This window comes from Streptococcus sp. 29887 (assembly GCF_032595075.1).
Classification (GTDB): Bacteria; Bacillota; Bacilli; order Lactobacillales; family Streptococcaceae; genus Streptococcus; species Streptococcus iners.
Genome location: NZ_CP118735.1, coordinates 597,561 through 612,235 on the forward strand (window position 1 = coordinate 597,561; position 14,675 = coordinate 612,235).

The window sequence follows — 14,675 nt, forward strand, 5'->3', positions numbered from 1 at the left end:
ATGCCCAAGCAGAGAATATTACCCCATATAATACTAGGGATAATGGGTGCTAGCGGTCAGATGGTAACTGGTAAGCAGATTACCGACTATGTTCAACGCGATTTAGGAGAATTTTGGCAGGTAGCTCATAGTCAAGTCTATCCAGAGCTAAAACGCATGACCAAGGAAGAGTTGATTACCTGTCATGCGGTTCCTGGCAATGAAAAAGAGAAGCAGTATGCTATGACTGCGACAGGTCGTCAGATTTTGGAAGATTGGCTATCCATTCCAAATGATGAAACTCCTCAACAAAAGGATCTGTTTTCTATTAAGATGTTCTTTATCCGTGATAAGAAAGATCCACGGATACCAGGTTTGTTGGAGAATCAAATTGAATTAGTCACCAAGCACTTGAAACACCTAGACAGTCGCAAGGTTGAGTTATTCTCAACCAAGGAGAGTATTCAAGACAACTATGGTCACTACTTGATTTTGACCCGAGCTATCGAGCGCAATCGTGCCCAGCTCAAGTGGTTGGAAGATACCCTAGCAAGTTTGTAACGGTTCGGCTTTCCGAGCCGTTTTTTCGGCTCTTTGTCAACTGTAGTGGGTAGACGAAAAGCTAACACCTAGAGAGGACGAAATTCGTTCTCTCATTTTTGATGTTTAAAGCAATATATATCTTGGTTTTAAAGTTCGTAAAGTTCCTAAAGCCGAACGCTTGCCTCTTGATGTCTTTGATGAGTTTATTGGTCGCTTCCAGCTTAGCGTTGGAATATGGAAGCTCCATTGCGTTCGTGATGTACGTTTTATACTTTAGAAAAGTTTTAAAAACAGTTTTAAAGGCAGGATTGACAAGCTCCAGATTGTCTTCTAGAAGCTCGAAGAAATATTTCGAGTTCATCTCTTGGAAATGGAAGAGAAGGATCTGATAGAGTTCGTAATAGAATTTCAGTTCCTCAGAGAAATTCAATGTTTTCTGGACAACCTCTCTCGGTGTTACTGTTTGCCCAAAAGTGCGAGAAAAGAAGCGATTCAGAGACAGTTTACGGCTATCTTTTTGGAGAATACGCCAGTGATTTTTCATGGATCGATAAGGTAGGGAACGCGTATCGAAAGTCTTCATAATATCAATTCTAGTCGTCATCATAGCACGGCTCAGATGTTGGATAATGTGAAATCTATCAAGGACAATTTTAGCTCTTGGAAATAGTTGTTTGATGATGGGAATATAGCTACCCGACATGTCCACTGTTACGACCTTGACAGTTTCTCTGACCTCCCTAGGATACTTGTAGAAATAGTTCTTGATGGTGGTTTGGCGGTTGTTGTCAAGAATGGTCACAATCGATCTCGTCTCAAAATTCTGAGCAATAAAGGCGAGTTTTCCCTTGTTCCGACTAAATTCATCCCAGCTCAAGACTTTTGGTAATGTTGTAAAATCATGCTCAAATTGAAACTGAGCCAGTTTCCTCTGGACGACCGATACGGAGATATGTAATCTCCTAGCGATGGCTATATTGGTCATGTTTTCTGTATGGAGTTGTGTCACTTTTTCCCAAATAGGTTGGGAAATCTGACAGTTTTTCTTGACTAGAGCTGTCTCAGCTACAGTCACTTTTTGGCAAGATTTGCATTGAAACCGGCGTTTTTTAAGCAGGAGTAAGGTTGGAAACCCCTGGCAATCCAAAATCGGAATCTTTGACGACTTTTGAAAATCGTACTTGATACACTTCCCTTGGCAATGAGGACAACCAGGGCTGTCGTAATCTAGCTTTGCCCTGATTTCTAGATGGGTCTGATGTTTCAAAACGAAGAGAATTTTGATGTTTTTGTCTTTGATTCCAATTAGTTCTGTGGTATGATAAAGTTGTTCCATATGAGTCTTTCTAATGTGAGTGTGGTTGCTTTTCATTATAGGTCATATGGGACTTTTTGTATATACTCAAAAAGGCTCCATAATCTCTACAGTGGATTTACCCACTACAGAAATTATAGAGCCGTTTTTTCTTGTGCTGTCAGATAGTTTGTGATAGAGTTATAAAAGAAATGTGAGAGAAGGAGAAGATAATGTCCATTCAACAAATGGTGAGTATGGTTTTGATGGTCTGGAATATAATTGTATTTCTGACCTATGGTCTGGATAAGGGCAAAGCCAGAAAGGATGCCTATCGAATTTCTGAAAAAACCTTATTACTAATGGCTTACTTGGGTGGTGGTCTAGGTGCCTGGGCAGGTGGAACCCATTTCCGTCACAAAACCCAGAAAAAGTATTTTCAGCTAGCTTGGGCTGTGGGTGTCTTGATTGATGTCCTTATTATCTTTTGGATTTGGAAATAGGTGAAAGCCTTTTTCTTTTTCTGAAAATCATGAAAAGTCCTTTGAAATAGCTGAAAGAACCGAACATTTATCTATAAAGCACAAAATTGCTTGACGCAGTTTTTTTTTTTTTTTAGTATACTGGTGAAAGTGTTTTTGATACAGAAGTATTATTATAAAACGGAGGTTTTTATATGAAAATCAAAAGAAGTTCTAGCCAAAAACAAGTTCACAAATGGACTCGACTAGGTATTGGATTGCTTGCGGTCGCAGTTTTAGGTGGACTGGTTGAGCCAGTAGATTTTAAGGGAGTTGGTTCGACAGAGGTATATGCAAATGAGCAGGTGGATCCAGCTTTGGAAGCAAGAAAGGCTGAAATAAAGACCATGATCCAGAGCTACCGTGATTTAGTTGGTCAGATAAAAGCTCTTAATCCATCGGACTATACAGAAGAATCCTGGAATAGAAATTACGAAGGCGATGTTCGGATTTATCTTGGAGCACAAAGTATTGCTACTGCTTACAATGATGATTTAACCTTTTCTTCATTGAGCTTGGATGGGGTTGATAATCACCAAACATTAAATGAGCTAAATGCAACCTATTTATTTGGTTATCAATTTGTTGAGAATGCTATCCCAATCCTGAAGCAAGCCATGGCAGATTTAGTTCCTGTTTCAAAATCGCTTGAAACTCCGACAGACCAACCAATTGCTCCATCGTCAGATAGCAAGTCCGTCGAAACAACTGCTAATGAAACTGAGGGAAATAGCAAGTCAGAGTCAGACGCTTCAGTTCATCAAGTACCTAAAACTGCTACTTTTGTTGTTAAATTTTATAATGAAGATGGTAGCGAAAGCTACACCAACTCTGAACAGGTAACGCTTTATCCAGATGGGGCCTATACATTTGATTTTAATGAAATTGATTATTCATTGAAAGAGGGACAAGATTTAACTTATCATTACGATGAAGTTGAAGATGGAGCAACTTATACCAGCGACCAGTTCAAGAAAGCGAGTAAATCAGAAGAGGGCGTGACGAAAACAGTACGATTTACAAGCTATGATGATAGCGATCAGGTTTTATCAGAAGAGGTAGTGAATTTAAATCCTGGTGATAGCTATACATTTAGTTTCAATCCTGAAACTCATCTCTCTTCAGAAACTCAGAAACTAGAATATAGTTATGAGGAGGTGACTGATGGCGATTCTCTGAGCTTATATTTAGTAAAAAAAGCAAAGAAATCCGATGATCAGTCTGTTACTTTTGATGTAATAACTAGATTGTTGTTCCATGAGGGTGGCGGAGTTGGTGACTATCCAATTGAGCACAAATCAATTACTTTAAAATTTGGAGAAAGTATCACACTTGCCCCACCTGTCTATGAAGATTTTGAATTGTATTCATTAGATTCGGAGTTGCCGAATACCCCTAAAACGCTTACCAATGATGGAAAATCAGAAATAAAAGGGATGTATTCTTTTATCTATGCTTGGAAAGGGAAGGAAAGAAATGAGCTTCCTATACCTCCTAAAGACTATACTGGAAAGGTATTGTCGGCAGTTGATCATTCTTATTTATTGAAAGTAGTACATGAAATAAATGGAGAATTTAGAGCTCTAACTTATTATTCTATTCCTTCTAAAAACTCCGTGGCTCCAGAGCTCTTAGTCAATTCTAATTATGGTCAGTTATCGAGCTATGTTGTATCTGATTTTTATGGTTCTCAAAATAACAGAAGGCAACTTACCTTGAGTTATCAGTATCCTAAAAATCAGATTCCAGAAAATACTGTTACCAGAATCCCATTGGCACAAGGAGTGTGGCCGACGATTGTTCCAGCTTCAAGTTCTGAGAAAGTGAAAGATACTTCTCCTAACGAAACGAAGCCAACTTCTGATGCTACAACTACAACCCCTTCCACACTGAGCGAAACGAATTCTCAGCCTAAGCAAGAAGGCGAAACGACGACTACAGTAGGAAAGCCGGTCAATACCTCTACTAGCCCTGTCGAGCCAAGCACTGATCAAACTACTAATCCTGTATCAGAAGAAATTAAACCGACAGTAAAAGAACAGCTGGAACCTAGTAAGGTCACTTCCCTTGATTCATATAAAGATGTGACCGAAACGTCATCGTCTGTAACTGTACGAGTGCGTGGTGAGGATGTGGCTAAGGTTGCCTCACTATCCGTTACGAAGGAAAATGATCCTGCAGTATTTGCCAAACTTCCTCAAGGCTTGGCAGAACATCAGGTTGATTTATACGATATTAAGACGCTTGATACTAGAGGTCAGTTTGTCCAAATCACTGAAGAAGCTACCGTAACCTTGCCAGTGGCAGCTGGAAAAGAGATTGAAAAGGTTATCTACTTCCTAGCAAGTACAGGAGCTGTTGAAGAATTACCATTTACTGTAGACAAGGCAACTAATCAAGTTAGCTTTGTTGTGAGTCATTTTTCACACTATGGTATCGTTTATCAGGCTAGCAAGCCTGTTAGTCAGGTTCAACCAGGCTCCGTAAGCCAATCAGTGCAGCCGGTGGTAGCTCCATCTATTCAAAGCAATCAGACTGGCTCAAGTAGCCACACGCAGACTAAAGGGACAACTGTCAAACCTGCATCAACTAGTCAGTCACAGGCAAAAACTTTACCAGCTACTGGTGAAGTCAGCTCCGTCCTACACCTGACAGGTCTGGGCTTACTGGGACTAGTAGGGCTAGTCGTGAAAAGACGCTCACGCAAATCATCTTAATCAAGAACCCTTTAAACGAGATTGAAAGATCTCGTTTTTTGTTGGTTTCTAGCAGTCGGCACTATCAAGCTCCGTCTTTCTATGCTATAATGTACCTATGAATAAAGAAGAAAAAAAATCAAATTACCAATTACTTTTGACCCAGTTGGAAGCTCTGTTAGATGGGGAAACCAACGCGCTTGCCAATATGTCAAATGCTTCAGCTCTTCTCAATCAGGCTTTGCCTAATTCTGTCTTCACAGGTTTTTACTTATATGATGGGCAAGAATTGATTTTGGGGCCTTTTCAGGGTGGCGTTTCCTGTGTCCATATCTCACTTGGAAAGGGTGTCTGCGGTGAGGCTGCTGCCAAGCGCCAGACCATTCTCGTAGATGATGTTCGTCTGCACGACAACTACATTTCTTGCGATGCGGCAGCCCTGTCAGAAATCGTGGTGCCCATGGTGAAGAACGGTCAGTTGCTGGGCGTTCTGGACTTGGATTCCAGACTGGTGGCTGATTATGATGCCATTGACCAAGAATACCTAGAAGAGTTCGTTGCCCTCCTTGTAGAGAAAACGGACTGGAATTTTGCTATGTTTGGAGAAAAATCTTAATGTACCAAGCTTTATATCGGAAGTACCGCAGCCAGACCTTTGGAGAGATGGTGGGGCAGGAAGTGGTGGCGACCACCCTCAAGCAAGCCATTGAGCAGGGGAAAATCAGCCATGCCTATCTCTTTTCAGGTCCTCGTGGTACGGGGAAGACTTCGGCGGCCAAAATTTTTGCCAAGGCCATGAACTGTCCCAATCAGGTGGATGGTGAGCCTTGTAACGATTGCTATATCTGTCAGGCCATTACCGAGGGAAGTCTAGAAGATGTGATTGAAATTGACGCGGCATCAAACAATGGTGTCGATGAAATCCGTGACATTCGGGACAAATCGACCTATGCACCAAGTCTTGCCACCTACAAGGTTTATATCATTGACGAGGTCCACATGCTGTCAACCGGGGCTTTTAACGCCCTCTTGAAGACCTTGGAGGAGCCGACTGAGAATGTGGTCTTTATCCTAGCCACGACGGAGTTGCACAAGATTCCTGCGACCATTTTGTCGAGGGTGCAACGCTTTGAGTTCAAGTCCATCAAGGTGACGGATATTCAGGCCCATTTGGCTAAGATTTTGAGCCAGGAAGGTCTGGCTTTTGACGAGCAGGCTTTGACTATCATTGCCCGTCGTGCAGAAGGTGGGATGCGGGATGCCCTGTCTATTTTGGACCAAGCTCTCAGTCTCAGCCATGACCAGAAGGTTACCTTGGAAATTGCCGAGGAAATCACGGGTTCCATTAGCCTGCGCGCTCTAGATGACTATATAGCTAGTCTGCGTCAGGCGGACAGTGTGTCGGCACTGGGACACCTGCAGATCTTGTTTGACCAGGGCAAGAGCATGAGCCGTTTTGCGACAGACCTCTTGCATTATCTGCGGGATCTCCTCATCGTTCGGACTGGCGGTGAGAATACCCACCTGACGGCTGGTTTTACGGACAATCTATCACTGGCTCAGGATCGAATTTTTACCATGATTGAGTTGGTGACCAAGGGCTTGGCGGACATCAAGTCCAGCCCCCAACCCAAGATTTACGCTGAAATGATGACTATTCGTTTGGCTGAATGTGGTTCTACTTCGGGGGCAATGGCAGAGCTGCCAGCGGATTTGCTCAGCCAAATCAGTAAACTACAAGAACAAGTGGCTGACTTACAGAAGCAATTGAGCCAACTCTCTAGCCAGCCAAGTGCTGCCAAGCCCGTTTCACGCAAGCCACAAGCACCGAAAAAATACCGACTGGATACCAGCAAGGTTCATGCTATTTTGCAGGAAGCCATGGAAAATCCAGCTCAGGCGCGTGAGAATTTGACCCGCCTGCAAAATGCCTGGGGTGAAATTATTGAGAGCTTGTCAGGAGCAGATCGTGCCTTGCTTGTTGGTTCCCAGCCAGTAGCTGCCAATGAAAACCACGCCATTCTTGCATTTGAATCCCCACTCAATGCCGAACAGACCATGAAACGGGATAATCTAAACACCATGTTTGGCAACATTCTCAGCAAGGCCGCAGGTTTTTCACCACAGATTTTGGCCATTGCTCAGGAAGATTGGGTCAGCATACGAGCTGAATTTTCAGCCAAGGCCAAGGGGCAAAAAACACAAGAAAGAGTTAAAGAAGAAAGCCCTGTTCCAGAAGAATTTGGCTTTCTAGCAGACACCGTTGAGATAGTAAATGATTGATAGCAATATCGGTCTTAGGACTGATGTGAAATATGCTTGATTAAAGTATACTATAGTCAATCCTAAATATTTTTCATAATCTCCTTAAGAAAGCACCGACTGAGTTGGTGTTTTCTTGTTTAGCTAGCATACATAGAAAGAAGGGGTATAAAAAATCAGCCAGTTGGCTGATTTTTTGGTATAATTTAGCTATGAAAATGTCACAATTTCTTTTCTTGTCTATTTCGACACTTATTGCAGTTTACTTTATGAATATCTCTATTCTCTCCAAGGATTTTTTGCTTGCGGGTATTTTTGCCTTCATAGCTTTTCGCAACCTCCACTTTGCTTACAAGGTGACACGATTTATTCGTTTGGTGGAGAAGCAGACCAAGAAGTAAGGCTGATTTCTCCGCTGGAGATGATTTTTGCCTTGCCGTTATCCAGTTGGATGACTAGATTGCCTGTGTCGGTGACGGCAATGGCTGTTCCCCTGAATTCAACCTGATTTTCTACAAAGCTCACTTGTTGCCCCACGACAAGTGATTTTTCTTTATAAAGGGCAATCAATTCTTTTTCATCGGTTTCTAAAAAGGCTTTCCAGATGGCTGTAATCATCTGATTGCGGGTAAATGGTGGCTGGTCGTCAAAGAGGTTTCCAGCGGATTGCTGGAGCTCTTTTGGAAAATCATCGATATGAACATTGATACCCACTCCAATAATGACATCAGTCACTCGTTGGTTTTCCATGGAAGAGATTGCTTCTGTTAAAATGCCAGCTACTTTTTTCTGTCCCAGATAAATGTCATTGACCCACTTGATTTGGACATCTAGGTCACAGAGGGATTGAATGGCCTTGACAACAGCGGCGGCAGCCAGAATAGTATAGGGTTTAAATTCAAGGAAGGGGACATTTGGAGAAAGGCGGAGGGACATATAGATACCGCCTGACTTGGAAGCATAAAATGGACGCCCAAAGCGCCCCTTGGCTCTATTTTGATGGGGAGCTAGGTAGAGGGCTGGACTTTTATGACCGGATTCAATACCTTGCTTGGCATCTAGCTGGGTCGAGTCACTGTCGGCTTTGAGGTGGACAGGTAGTTGGAGTTCTTCGGCAATCAAGTCTGGCAGGAGTAAGTCGCCTTCAGCCAATTTGTAGCCACGATTGCGGGCGGCCTCAATGGTCAGTCCGTGTGCCTCTAACTGGCGAATAGCTTTCCAGATGGAGGTCCGAGAAATACCTAATTCCTGTGCCAAGTCTTCTCCGCTGATGTAGTCTTCTTTTTCTTTTAATAGTAAATAAATCTTCTGGTAGGTTTTCATGTCTTCATTATAGCAAAAAAATGTCCTAAAACATGATATAATAGTTTAAAATAAGGAGGTTTTCATGAAGACACTTGATTACATCGTTAAACTAACCAACACTCCGTCGCCAACGGGCTATACGACGGATATGATGAACTACATCAAGGCAGAAGTAGAAGGTTTCGGCTATGAGGCTATCAAGACCGCCAAGGGAGGCGTTTTGGTGACAGTTCCTGGGGAAAATGACCAGAAACACCGAATGTTGACTGCTCATCTGGACACTTTGGGTGCCATGGTCCGTGCAGTTAAGCCAGACGGCCGACTTAAAATGGATTTGGTAGGGGGATTTGGCTACCCTTCTATTGAGGGAGAAAACTGCCTCGTCCATTGTGCCAAAAATGGTAAGACCTTTACGGGTACGATTTTGATGCACCAGACCTCTGTCCATGTCTATCGAGATGCCAGCACAGCCGAGCGTAACCAGACCAATATGGAAATTCGTTTGGATGAAAAAGTGACCAGTGCCGATCAGACGCGGGCCTTAGGGATTGAAGTCGGTGACTTTATCTCCTTTGATCCAAGGACTATTGTGACAGAAACAGGCTTTATCAAGAGCCGCCACCTTGATGATAAGGTTTCAGCTGCGATCTTGCTCCATCTTTTGAAGGTTTATAAGGAAGAGGGAGTGGCCCTGCCTTACACGACCCATTTCTATTTTTCCAATAATGAAGAAATTGGTTACGGTGCCAATTCCAGCATTCCTGCTCAGGTGGTTGAGTATCTAGCGGTGGATATGGGGGCAATGGGCGACGACCAGCAGACAGATGAATATACAGTTTCTATCTGCGTCAAGGATGGTTCAGGCCCTTATCATTACGAACTCCGTCAGCACTTGGTAGCCTTGGCGGAGAGGGATGGTATTCCATATAAATTAGACATTTATCCATATTATGGTTCGGATGCTTCAGCAGCCATGCGAGCAGGTGCAGATGTCAAGCACGCCCTACTAGGTGCGGGGATTGAGTCTAGCCATTCTTATGAACGCACCCATCTGGATTCTGTTCAGGCGACTGAGCGAATGGTGGATGCCTATTTAAAATCAGCAATGGTAGACTAAGATGAATGAAAACCGTTTTTTAGAGCTCTTTAATGACCTAGACAAGGTCTTGCGCAAGGTCTGTCAAGTTGAGGATGGGGAACATGCGGATGTTGGTTCCATGTTGGCCAAGGCCAAGGACTTAAGCCCAGTCAATCCTGTCCAAGCCAACTGGGACAATCTCTATGTAGCTCGGCAGTTACGCAATCTTGTGGTCCATGAAAGACGAACAGGCTTGAAAGAAGTGGCTCAGCCTTCACAAGAGTTAATTTCTGTTTTGGAAAAGGTTATTGCCCAGTACCAAGAACCGATTACTATCGCAGACTATTTGCAAAAGACCCAGAAACTCAAGCCTATTCTGTTTGATAGTCGGGATAAGTTGACCAGGGCTTTAGAAATCGTAGAGCGTGAGCATGTTTCCAAATTTCCTATCTTTTCAGGCACATCCTATCAGGGTTTGGTGTCAGATAAGGGATTGGCAAATTGGTTGGCCAAGGCTAGTAAGGAAACGGGCTCTATCCGTGAAAAATTAGAAAAAGCCAGTCTGGCGGATGTCTTGGCTTGCGAGGAGGATAGTATTCAGGTGCTTATTTTGCCAACTGATACAAGCCTTTACCAGCTGATCAATCATTTTGAAGGAAGAAAACGGACAACTGTTTTGGTTACTCGTCAAAATAATGAGAAGCTTCATTCTCCTGAAGATATTGTTGGTATCATTACGGCACAAGATATAGCAGAAATTTATGGAATGGTGGATTGAGTGGAAGGGAGAAATCATGTCAACAAATCGTTTAGCCTGGGATGAATATTTTGCGGCCCAAGCTCTCTTGATTGCCAATCGGGCGACTTGTAAGCGGGCCAAGGTCGGTGCGGTTTTGGTTAAGGATAATAAGGTCATTGCGACGGGCTATAATGGTTCTGTTTCAGGAACCGAGCATTGTTTGGATCAGGAATGCCTCATGATTGATGGTCATTGTGCTAGGACCCTGCATGCGGAAGTCAATGCCATTTTACAAGGAGCGGAAAGGGGAATTCCAAAAGGGTTTACTGCCTATGTGACCCATTTCCCCTGCCTCAATTGTTCCAAGCAATTGCTACAGGTTGGTTGTAAGCGTGTCGTCTATATCAACGAATACCGAATGGATGACTATGCCCAGTATCTTTACAAGGAAAAGGGCTGTGAGCTGGTTCATTTACAACTGGAAACTGTTAAAAAGGCGATTGCAGAAGCAGAATTTATTTAGTAAGGGAGGTTGTCTTGCACACCTCTCTTTATTTTTTAGAAAATACTAGGATAGTCGGTCAATCTATGCTATACTAGAAACGTTATTAGGTCCCGAAAAGGTAGTTTATAGACTAGTTAACATTTGCAGAAACATTTGAAACACAATCAAAGAAACAGGTAACAGTGAATAGTAAGCGTGAAAACTTTACTACACTTCAGTCACCATTTTCTTCAAAGCTAGGCTACTCTCATATAGTCTGGTATTGTCTTTCTCGTTGAGTATCTGGAATTTTTCCTTTGCACAAGACAAAAGTCTTTCGCAAATAGGATTTTTCCTTTGCTCAAGACAGGTGTCTTTCGCAAAGAACTAGTCTTCGACTAGTTCTTTGTAACCTTAGTAACAATTTATTTTAAGGGGGACATTTTTATGTCAGAACGTAAGTTGTTTACGTCTGAGTCAGTATCGGAAGGACATCCGGATAAGATTGCTGACCAGATTTCAGATGCTATTTTGGATGCTATTTTAGCAGAGGATCCAGATGCACACGTAGCGGCGGAAACGGCTGTTTATACAGGTAGTGTTCATGTCTTTGGTGAGATTTCAACCACTGCTTATGTAGATATTAACCGTGTGGTACGGGATACCATTGCTGAGATTGGCTATACCAAGGGTGAGTATGGTTTTGCTGCAGAGTCGGTTGGGGTTCATCCGTCGCTAGTAGAACAGTCACCAGATATTGCCCAAGGTGTCAATGAAGCCTTGGAGGCACGCCAAGATGCTAGTCAAGATCCATTGGATTTGATTGGGGCAGGTGACCAGGGGCTCATGTTTGGATTTGCGGTAGATGAAACGCCTGAACTCATGCCATTGCCCATCTCACTAAGTCACAAATTGGTGCGCCGTTTGGCAGAATTACGAAAATCTGGGGAAATTGCTTATCTACGTCCAGATGCTAAGTCACAGGTAACAGTTGAATACGATGAAGACAATCAACCTGTTCGTGTGGATACAGTCGTTATCTCAACTCAGCACGATCCGGAAGTTAGTCAAGAGCAAATTCGTCAGGATGTCATTGAGTGTGTCATTAAGGACATTATTCCAGCTCAATACCTGGATGAACAAACCAACTATTTTATCAACCCAACAGGTCGCTTTGTTATTGGTGGTCCGCAAGGGGACTCAGGTCTGACAGGTCGTAAGATTATCGTTGATACCTATGGCGGTTACTCTCGTCACGGCGGCGGTGCCTTCTCTGGTAAGGATGCGACCAAAGTGGATCGTTCAGCTTCCTATGCAGCACGCTATATCGCTAAAAATATCGTAGGAGCTGGTTTGGCTAAGCGGGCGGAAGTGCAGCTGGCTTATGCCATCGGTGTTGCCCACCCAGTTTCAGTTCGCATCGATACCTTCGGTACGAGCACAGTAGCGGAAAGCAAATTAGAAGCAGCTGTTCGTCAGATTTTCGACTTACGTCCAGCTGGTATTATTCAAATGCTAGACCTCAAACGTCCGATTTATAAGCAAACGGCAGCCTATGGTCACATGGGTCGGACAGATATTGACTTGCCATGGGAACGCTTGGATAAGGTAGAAGCATTAAAGTCTGCTGTAAATGAGTGATAGAAATAGATGATTTTTAGGATAGGTCCGAAAGGACCTGTCTTTCTTTTATGTATCAAATATCTAGCTTTTTATCTTGCCTTGTGGTAGAATAAAACGTATGCCTTTTTTAAGGCAATCAATTAGGGATGGGTATACTACTTGTCAAAAGCAATGGATCAATATTTGGTATTGCCTTTTTGGAAATGAAAATTTCCCACTCTAATGAGGTTAATAAGAGAAAGTGATTAGTTAGTATGAGAAAGATTGTTATCAATGGTGGAAAGACACTGAAAGGAGCTGTAACCGTTAGCGGTGCCAAAAACTCAGTTGTGGCCTTAATTCCGGCTATCATTTTGGCGGACGGTGTTGTCACACTAGACGGTGTTCCAGCAATTTCAGATGTTGATAGTTTAATTGATATTATGGAAACTATGGGGGCGACTGTTAAACGTGATGGGGAAACGCTTGAAATTGACCCTCGTGGTGTACAAGATATGCCTATGCCATTTGGTAAAATCAATAGCTTGCGAGCTTCTTACTATTTCTACGGTTCCCTCCTTGGTCGCTTCGGTCAAGCAGTTGTGGGCTTGCCTGGTGGCTGTGATTTGGGTCCACGTCCCATTGACTTGCACTTGAAGGCCTTTGCGGCTATGGGTGCTGAAACGACCTATGAAGGTGACTATATGCGTTTGGCGACCAATGGTCAACGTATCCAAGGAGCTCATATCTTCATGGATGTGGTCAGCGTTGGGGCAACCATCAATACGATTTTGGCTGCTGTTAAAGCTGAGGGTCGTACAGTCATTGAAAACGCAGCTCGTGAGCCTGAAATCATTGACGTTGCAACACTTCTGAATAACATGGGTGCCCATATTCGTGGTGCTGGTACAGATATTATCACTATCGACGGTGTAGATAGCCTTCATGGAACCCGTCACCAAGTGATTCCAGACCGTATCGAAGCTGGAACCTATATTGCGCTTGCTGCCGCAGTAGGTGAAGGTATCCGCATTGATAATGTCCTTTATGAACACTTGGAAAGCTTTATCGCTAAGTTGGAAGAAATGGGCGTTCGCATGACCGTTTCTGAAGACAGTATCTTTGTTGAAAAACAAGAAAAATTGAAGGCAGTGAGCATCAAAACCTCTCCATATCCTGGTTTTGCGACAGATTTGCAACAGCCAATTACACCGCTCCTTTTGACAGCAGAGGGAACTGGAAAAATTATCGATACCATTTATGAAAAACGTGTCGGTCATGTGCAGGAATTGGCGAATATGGGTGCAAATATTTCAACTCGTAGTAATTACATTGCCTTTGAAGGTCCAAATCAATTGACTGGTGCATCAGTTAAGGCAACGGATTTGCGGGCCGGAGCTGCCATGGTTATTGCTGGTTTGATGGCTCAAGGTCGCACAGAAATTACCAATATTGAGTTTATCTTGCGTGGCTACTCAAACATTATTGAGAAATTGACTGAGCTTGGGGCTGACATTCAGTTGATTGAGGACTAGGACGGCTCTCAAATATAATTTTTACTTAATCAAACAAACTGGGGCTGGGAGAATTTCTCAGCCCCTTGGGTACACTATGACAATTTGGACAAGTCTGGCTAAATGTGCTTGCTTTGAAACAGAACAGTTGATTTTGAGGCCCTTTTCTTATGAAGATGGGAATGATTTCTATGCGATTGTTGCACGTCCTGAAAATCTTCCTTTTATCTTTCCAGCCTTGAAAGATAAGAACCTGGCTCTTGCGACCATGGTTGAGAAATTTATGCGTAACCCTTTGGGGAATTGGGCCTTGATTGACAAGGTTTCAGGGCGGATGATTGGTGCGCTTTGTTTTGAAAAAATCGATGAAGGTCAACTTACTGCGGAGCTCAGCTATTTCCTAAAAAAAGACTACTGGGGTCAAGGGCTGATGACGGAAGCGGTGAAAAATCTGGTCTTTCTGGCCTTTTATGAAATTGGTCTTAAAGAACTAACTATCATCACCCATGAGGAAAATCTGGCCAGTCAGATGGTTGCCAAAAAAACGGGTTTTGTACAAGTGGAGCAATATCGTGGCAGTGACCGCTACAGCCATAAAATGAGAAAATACCTAAGATTTAGCTTGAAGAGGGCTGATTTTAGTTTAGAAATGTAGGAG

Annotated in this window: 14 protein-coding genes; 12 read left to right on the forward strand and 2 right to left on the reverse strand. The window is 43.1% G+C overall.

From position 1 onward, the window contains the following. On the forward strand, positions 1-540 hold the full coding sequence (locus PW252_RS03220; RefSeq protein ID WP_044691056.1) for a PadR family transcriptional regulator: 540 nt from the start codon (positions 1-3) through the stop codon (positions 538-540). 61 nt (positions 541-601) lie between these two features. Here PW252_RS03220 and PW252_RS03225 read toward each other — a convergent pair whose 3' ends face one another. Further along, positions 602-1,858 (reverse strand): ISL3 family transposase, encoded by a 1,257-nt coding sequence (locus PW252_RS03225; RefSeq protein ID WP_248050664.1) that lies wholly within the window; start codon positions 1,856-1,858, stop codon positions 602-604. A 191-nt stretch (positions 1,859-2,049) separates the two neighbouring features. Between PW252_RS03225 and PW252_RS03230 the strand changes: the two genes are divergently transcribed. The 5 genes from PW252_RS03230 to PW252_RS03250 all read left to right on the forward strand — a co-directional run bounded on the left by PW252_RS03230 (position 2,050) and on the right by PW252_RS03250 (position 7,696). Further along, positions 2,050-2,319: a DUF1294 domain-containing protein gene (locus PW252_RS03230; RefSeq protein ID WP_029997757.1), complete on the forward strand. Its 270-nt coding sequence runs from the start codon at positions 2,050-2,052 to the stop codon at positions 2,317-2,319. Between the two features lie 173 nt (positions 2,320-2,492). Further along, entirely contained in the window at positions 2,493-5,054 is a 2,562-nt protein-coding gene (locus tag PW252_RS03235) for an LPXTG cell wall anchor domain-containing protein (protein ID WP_248050666.1), read from the forward strand. Positions 5,055-5,151: 97 nt separating this feature from the next. Next, positions 5,152-5,649: a GAF domain-containing protein gene (locus PW252_RS03240; RefSeq protein WP_248050667.1), complete on the forward strand. Its 498-nt coding sequence runs from the start codon at positions 5,152-5,154 to the stop codon at positions 5,647-5,649. After that, complete coding sequence (gene dnaX, locus PW252_RS03245) at positions 5,649-7,316, forward strand: DNA polymerase III subunit gamma/tau (protein ID WP_248050668.1); 1,668 nt, start codon at positions 5,649-5,651, stop codon at positions 7,314-7,316. Before PW252_RS03240 ends, dnaX begins: the two co-directional genes overlap by 1 nt. 248 nt (positions 7,317-7,564) lie before the next feature. Next, positions 7,565-7,696, forward strand: coding sequence for a DUF3272 family protein (locus tag PW252_RS03250; protein ID WP_267160992.1), 132 nt, complete (start codon positions 7,565-7,567; stop codon positions 7,694-7,696). Here PW252_RS03250 and birA read toward each other — a convergent pair. Continuing rightward, positions 7,662-8,618 (reverse strand): bifunctional biotin--[acetyl-CoA-carboxylase] ligase/biotin operon repressor BirA, encoded by a 957-nt coding sequence (birA, locus tag PW252_RS03255; protein ID WP_248050671.1) that lies wholly within the window; start codon positions 8,616-8,618, stop codon positions 7,662-7,664. The two genes, PW252_RS03250 and birA, sit on opposite strands and share 35 nt — an antisense overlap. Before the next feature lie 64 nt (positions 8,619-8,682). On the opposite strand from birA, the gene PW252_RS03260 reads away from it, so the two are divergent. The 6 genes from PW252_RS03260 (at position 8,683) to PW252_RS03285 (ending at position 14,672) form a co-directional block, all read left to right on the forward strand. Next, positions 8,683-9,717 carry a M42 family metallopeptidase gene (locus tag PW252_RS03260; protein WP_248050674.1) on the forward strand — a complete coding sequence of 345 codons (1,035 nt, stop codon included), beginning with the start codon at positions 8,683-8,685 and terminating at the stop codon, positions 9,715-9,717. Position 9,718: 1 nt separating this feature from the next. After that, the gene (locus PW252_RS03265) at positions 9,719-10,456 is read left to right on the forward strand and encodes a CBS domain-containing protein (RefSeq protein ID WP_248050676.1); all 738 of its coding nucleotides are present in this window, start codon (positions 9,719-9,721) and stop codon (positions 10,454-10,456) included. 16 nt (positions 10,457-10,472) lie between these two features. Further along, entirely contained in the window at positions 10,473-10,940 is a 468-nt protein-coding gene (locus tag PW252_RS03270) for a deoxycytidylate deaminase (protein WP_248050819.1), read from the forward strand. Positions 10,941-11,348: 408 nt separating this feature from the next. Next, entirely contained in the window at positions 11,349-12,542 is a 1,194-nt protein-coding gene (metK, locus tag PW252_RS03275) for a methionine adenosyltransferase (RefSeq protein ID WP_248050678.1), read from the forward strand. A 236-nt stretch (positions 12,543-12,778) separates the two neighbouring features. Then, complete coding sequence (locus PW252_RS03280; RefSeq protein ID WP_172029270.1) at positions 12,779-14,038, forward strand: UDP-N-acetylglucosamine 1-carboxyvinyltransferase; 1,260 nt, start codon at positions 12,779-12,781, stop codon at positions 14,036-14,038. Between the two features lie 76 nt (positions 14,039-14,114). Next, entirely contained in the window at positions 14,115-14,672 is a 558-nt protein-coding gene (locus PW252_RS03285) for a GNAT family N-acetyltransferase (protein WP_248050680.1), read from the forward strand. The last annotated feature ends 3 nt before the right edge of the window (positions 14,673-14,675 follow it).

Coding starts and splice junctions, on each gene's coding strand:
- PW252_RS03220 (WP_044691056.1), top strand. CDS start 1: ATGCCCAAGCAGAGAATATTACCCCATATAATACTAGGGATAATGGGT.
- PW252_RS03225 (WP_248050664.1), bottom strand. CDS start 1,858: ATGGAACAACTTTATCATACCACAGAACTAATTGGAATCAAAGACAAA.
- PW252_RS03230 (WP_029997757.1), top strand. CDS start 2,050: ATGTCCATTCAACAAATGGTGAGTATGGTTTTGATGGTCTGGAATATA.
- PW252_RS03235 (WP_248050666.1), top strand. CDS start 2,493: ATGAAAATCAAAAGAAGTTCTAGCCAAAAACAAGTTCACAAATGGACT.
- PW252_RS03240 (WP_248050667.1), top strand. CDS start 5,152: ATGAATAAAGAAGAAAAAAAATCAAATTACCAATTACTTTTGACCCAG.
- dnaX (WP_248050668.1), top strand. CDS start 5,649: ATGTACCAAGCTTTATATCGGAAGTACCGCAGCCAGACCTTTGGAGAG.
- PW252_RS03250 (WP_267160992.1), top strand. CDS start 7,565: ATGAATATCTCTATTCTCTCCAAGGATTTTTTGCTTGCGGGTATTTTT.
- birA (WP_248050671.1), bottom strand. CDS start 8,618: ATGAAAACCTACCAGAAGATTTATTTACTATTAAAAGAAAAAGAAGAC.
- PW252_RS03260 (WP_248050674.1), top strand. CDS start 8,683: ATGAAGACACTTGATTACATCGTTAAACTAACCAACACTCCGTCGCCA.
- PW252_RS03265 (WP_248050676.1), top strand. CDS start 9,719: ATGAATGAAAACCGTTTTTTAGAGCTCTTTAATGACCTAGACAAGGTC.
- PW252_RS03270 (WP_248050819.1), top strand. CDS start 10,473: ATGTCAACAAATCGTTTAGCCTGGGATGAATATTTTGCGGCCCAAGCT.
- metK (WP_248050678.1), top strand. CDS start 11,349: ATGTCAGAACGTAAGTTGTTTACGTCTGAGTCAGTATCGGAAGGACAT.
- PW252_RS03280 (WP_172029270.1), top strand. CDS start 12,779: ATGAGAAAGATTGTTATCAATGGTGGAAAGACACTGAAAGGAGCTGTA.
- PW252_RS03285 (WP_248050680.1), top strand. CDS start 14,115: ATGACAATTTGGACAAGTCTGGCTAAATGTGCTTGCTTTGAAACAGAA.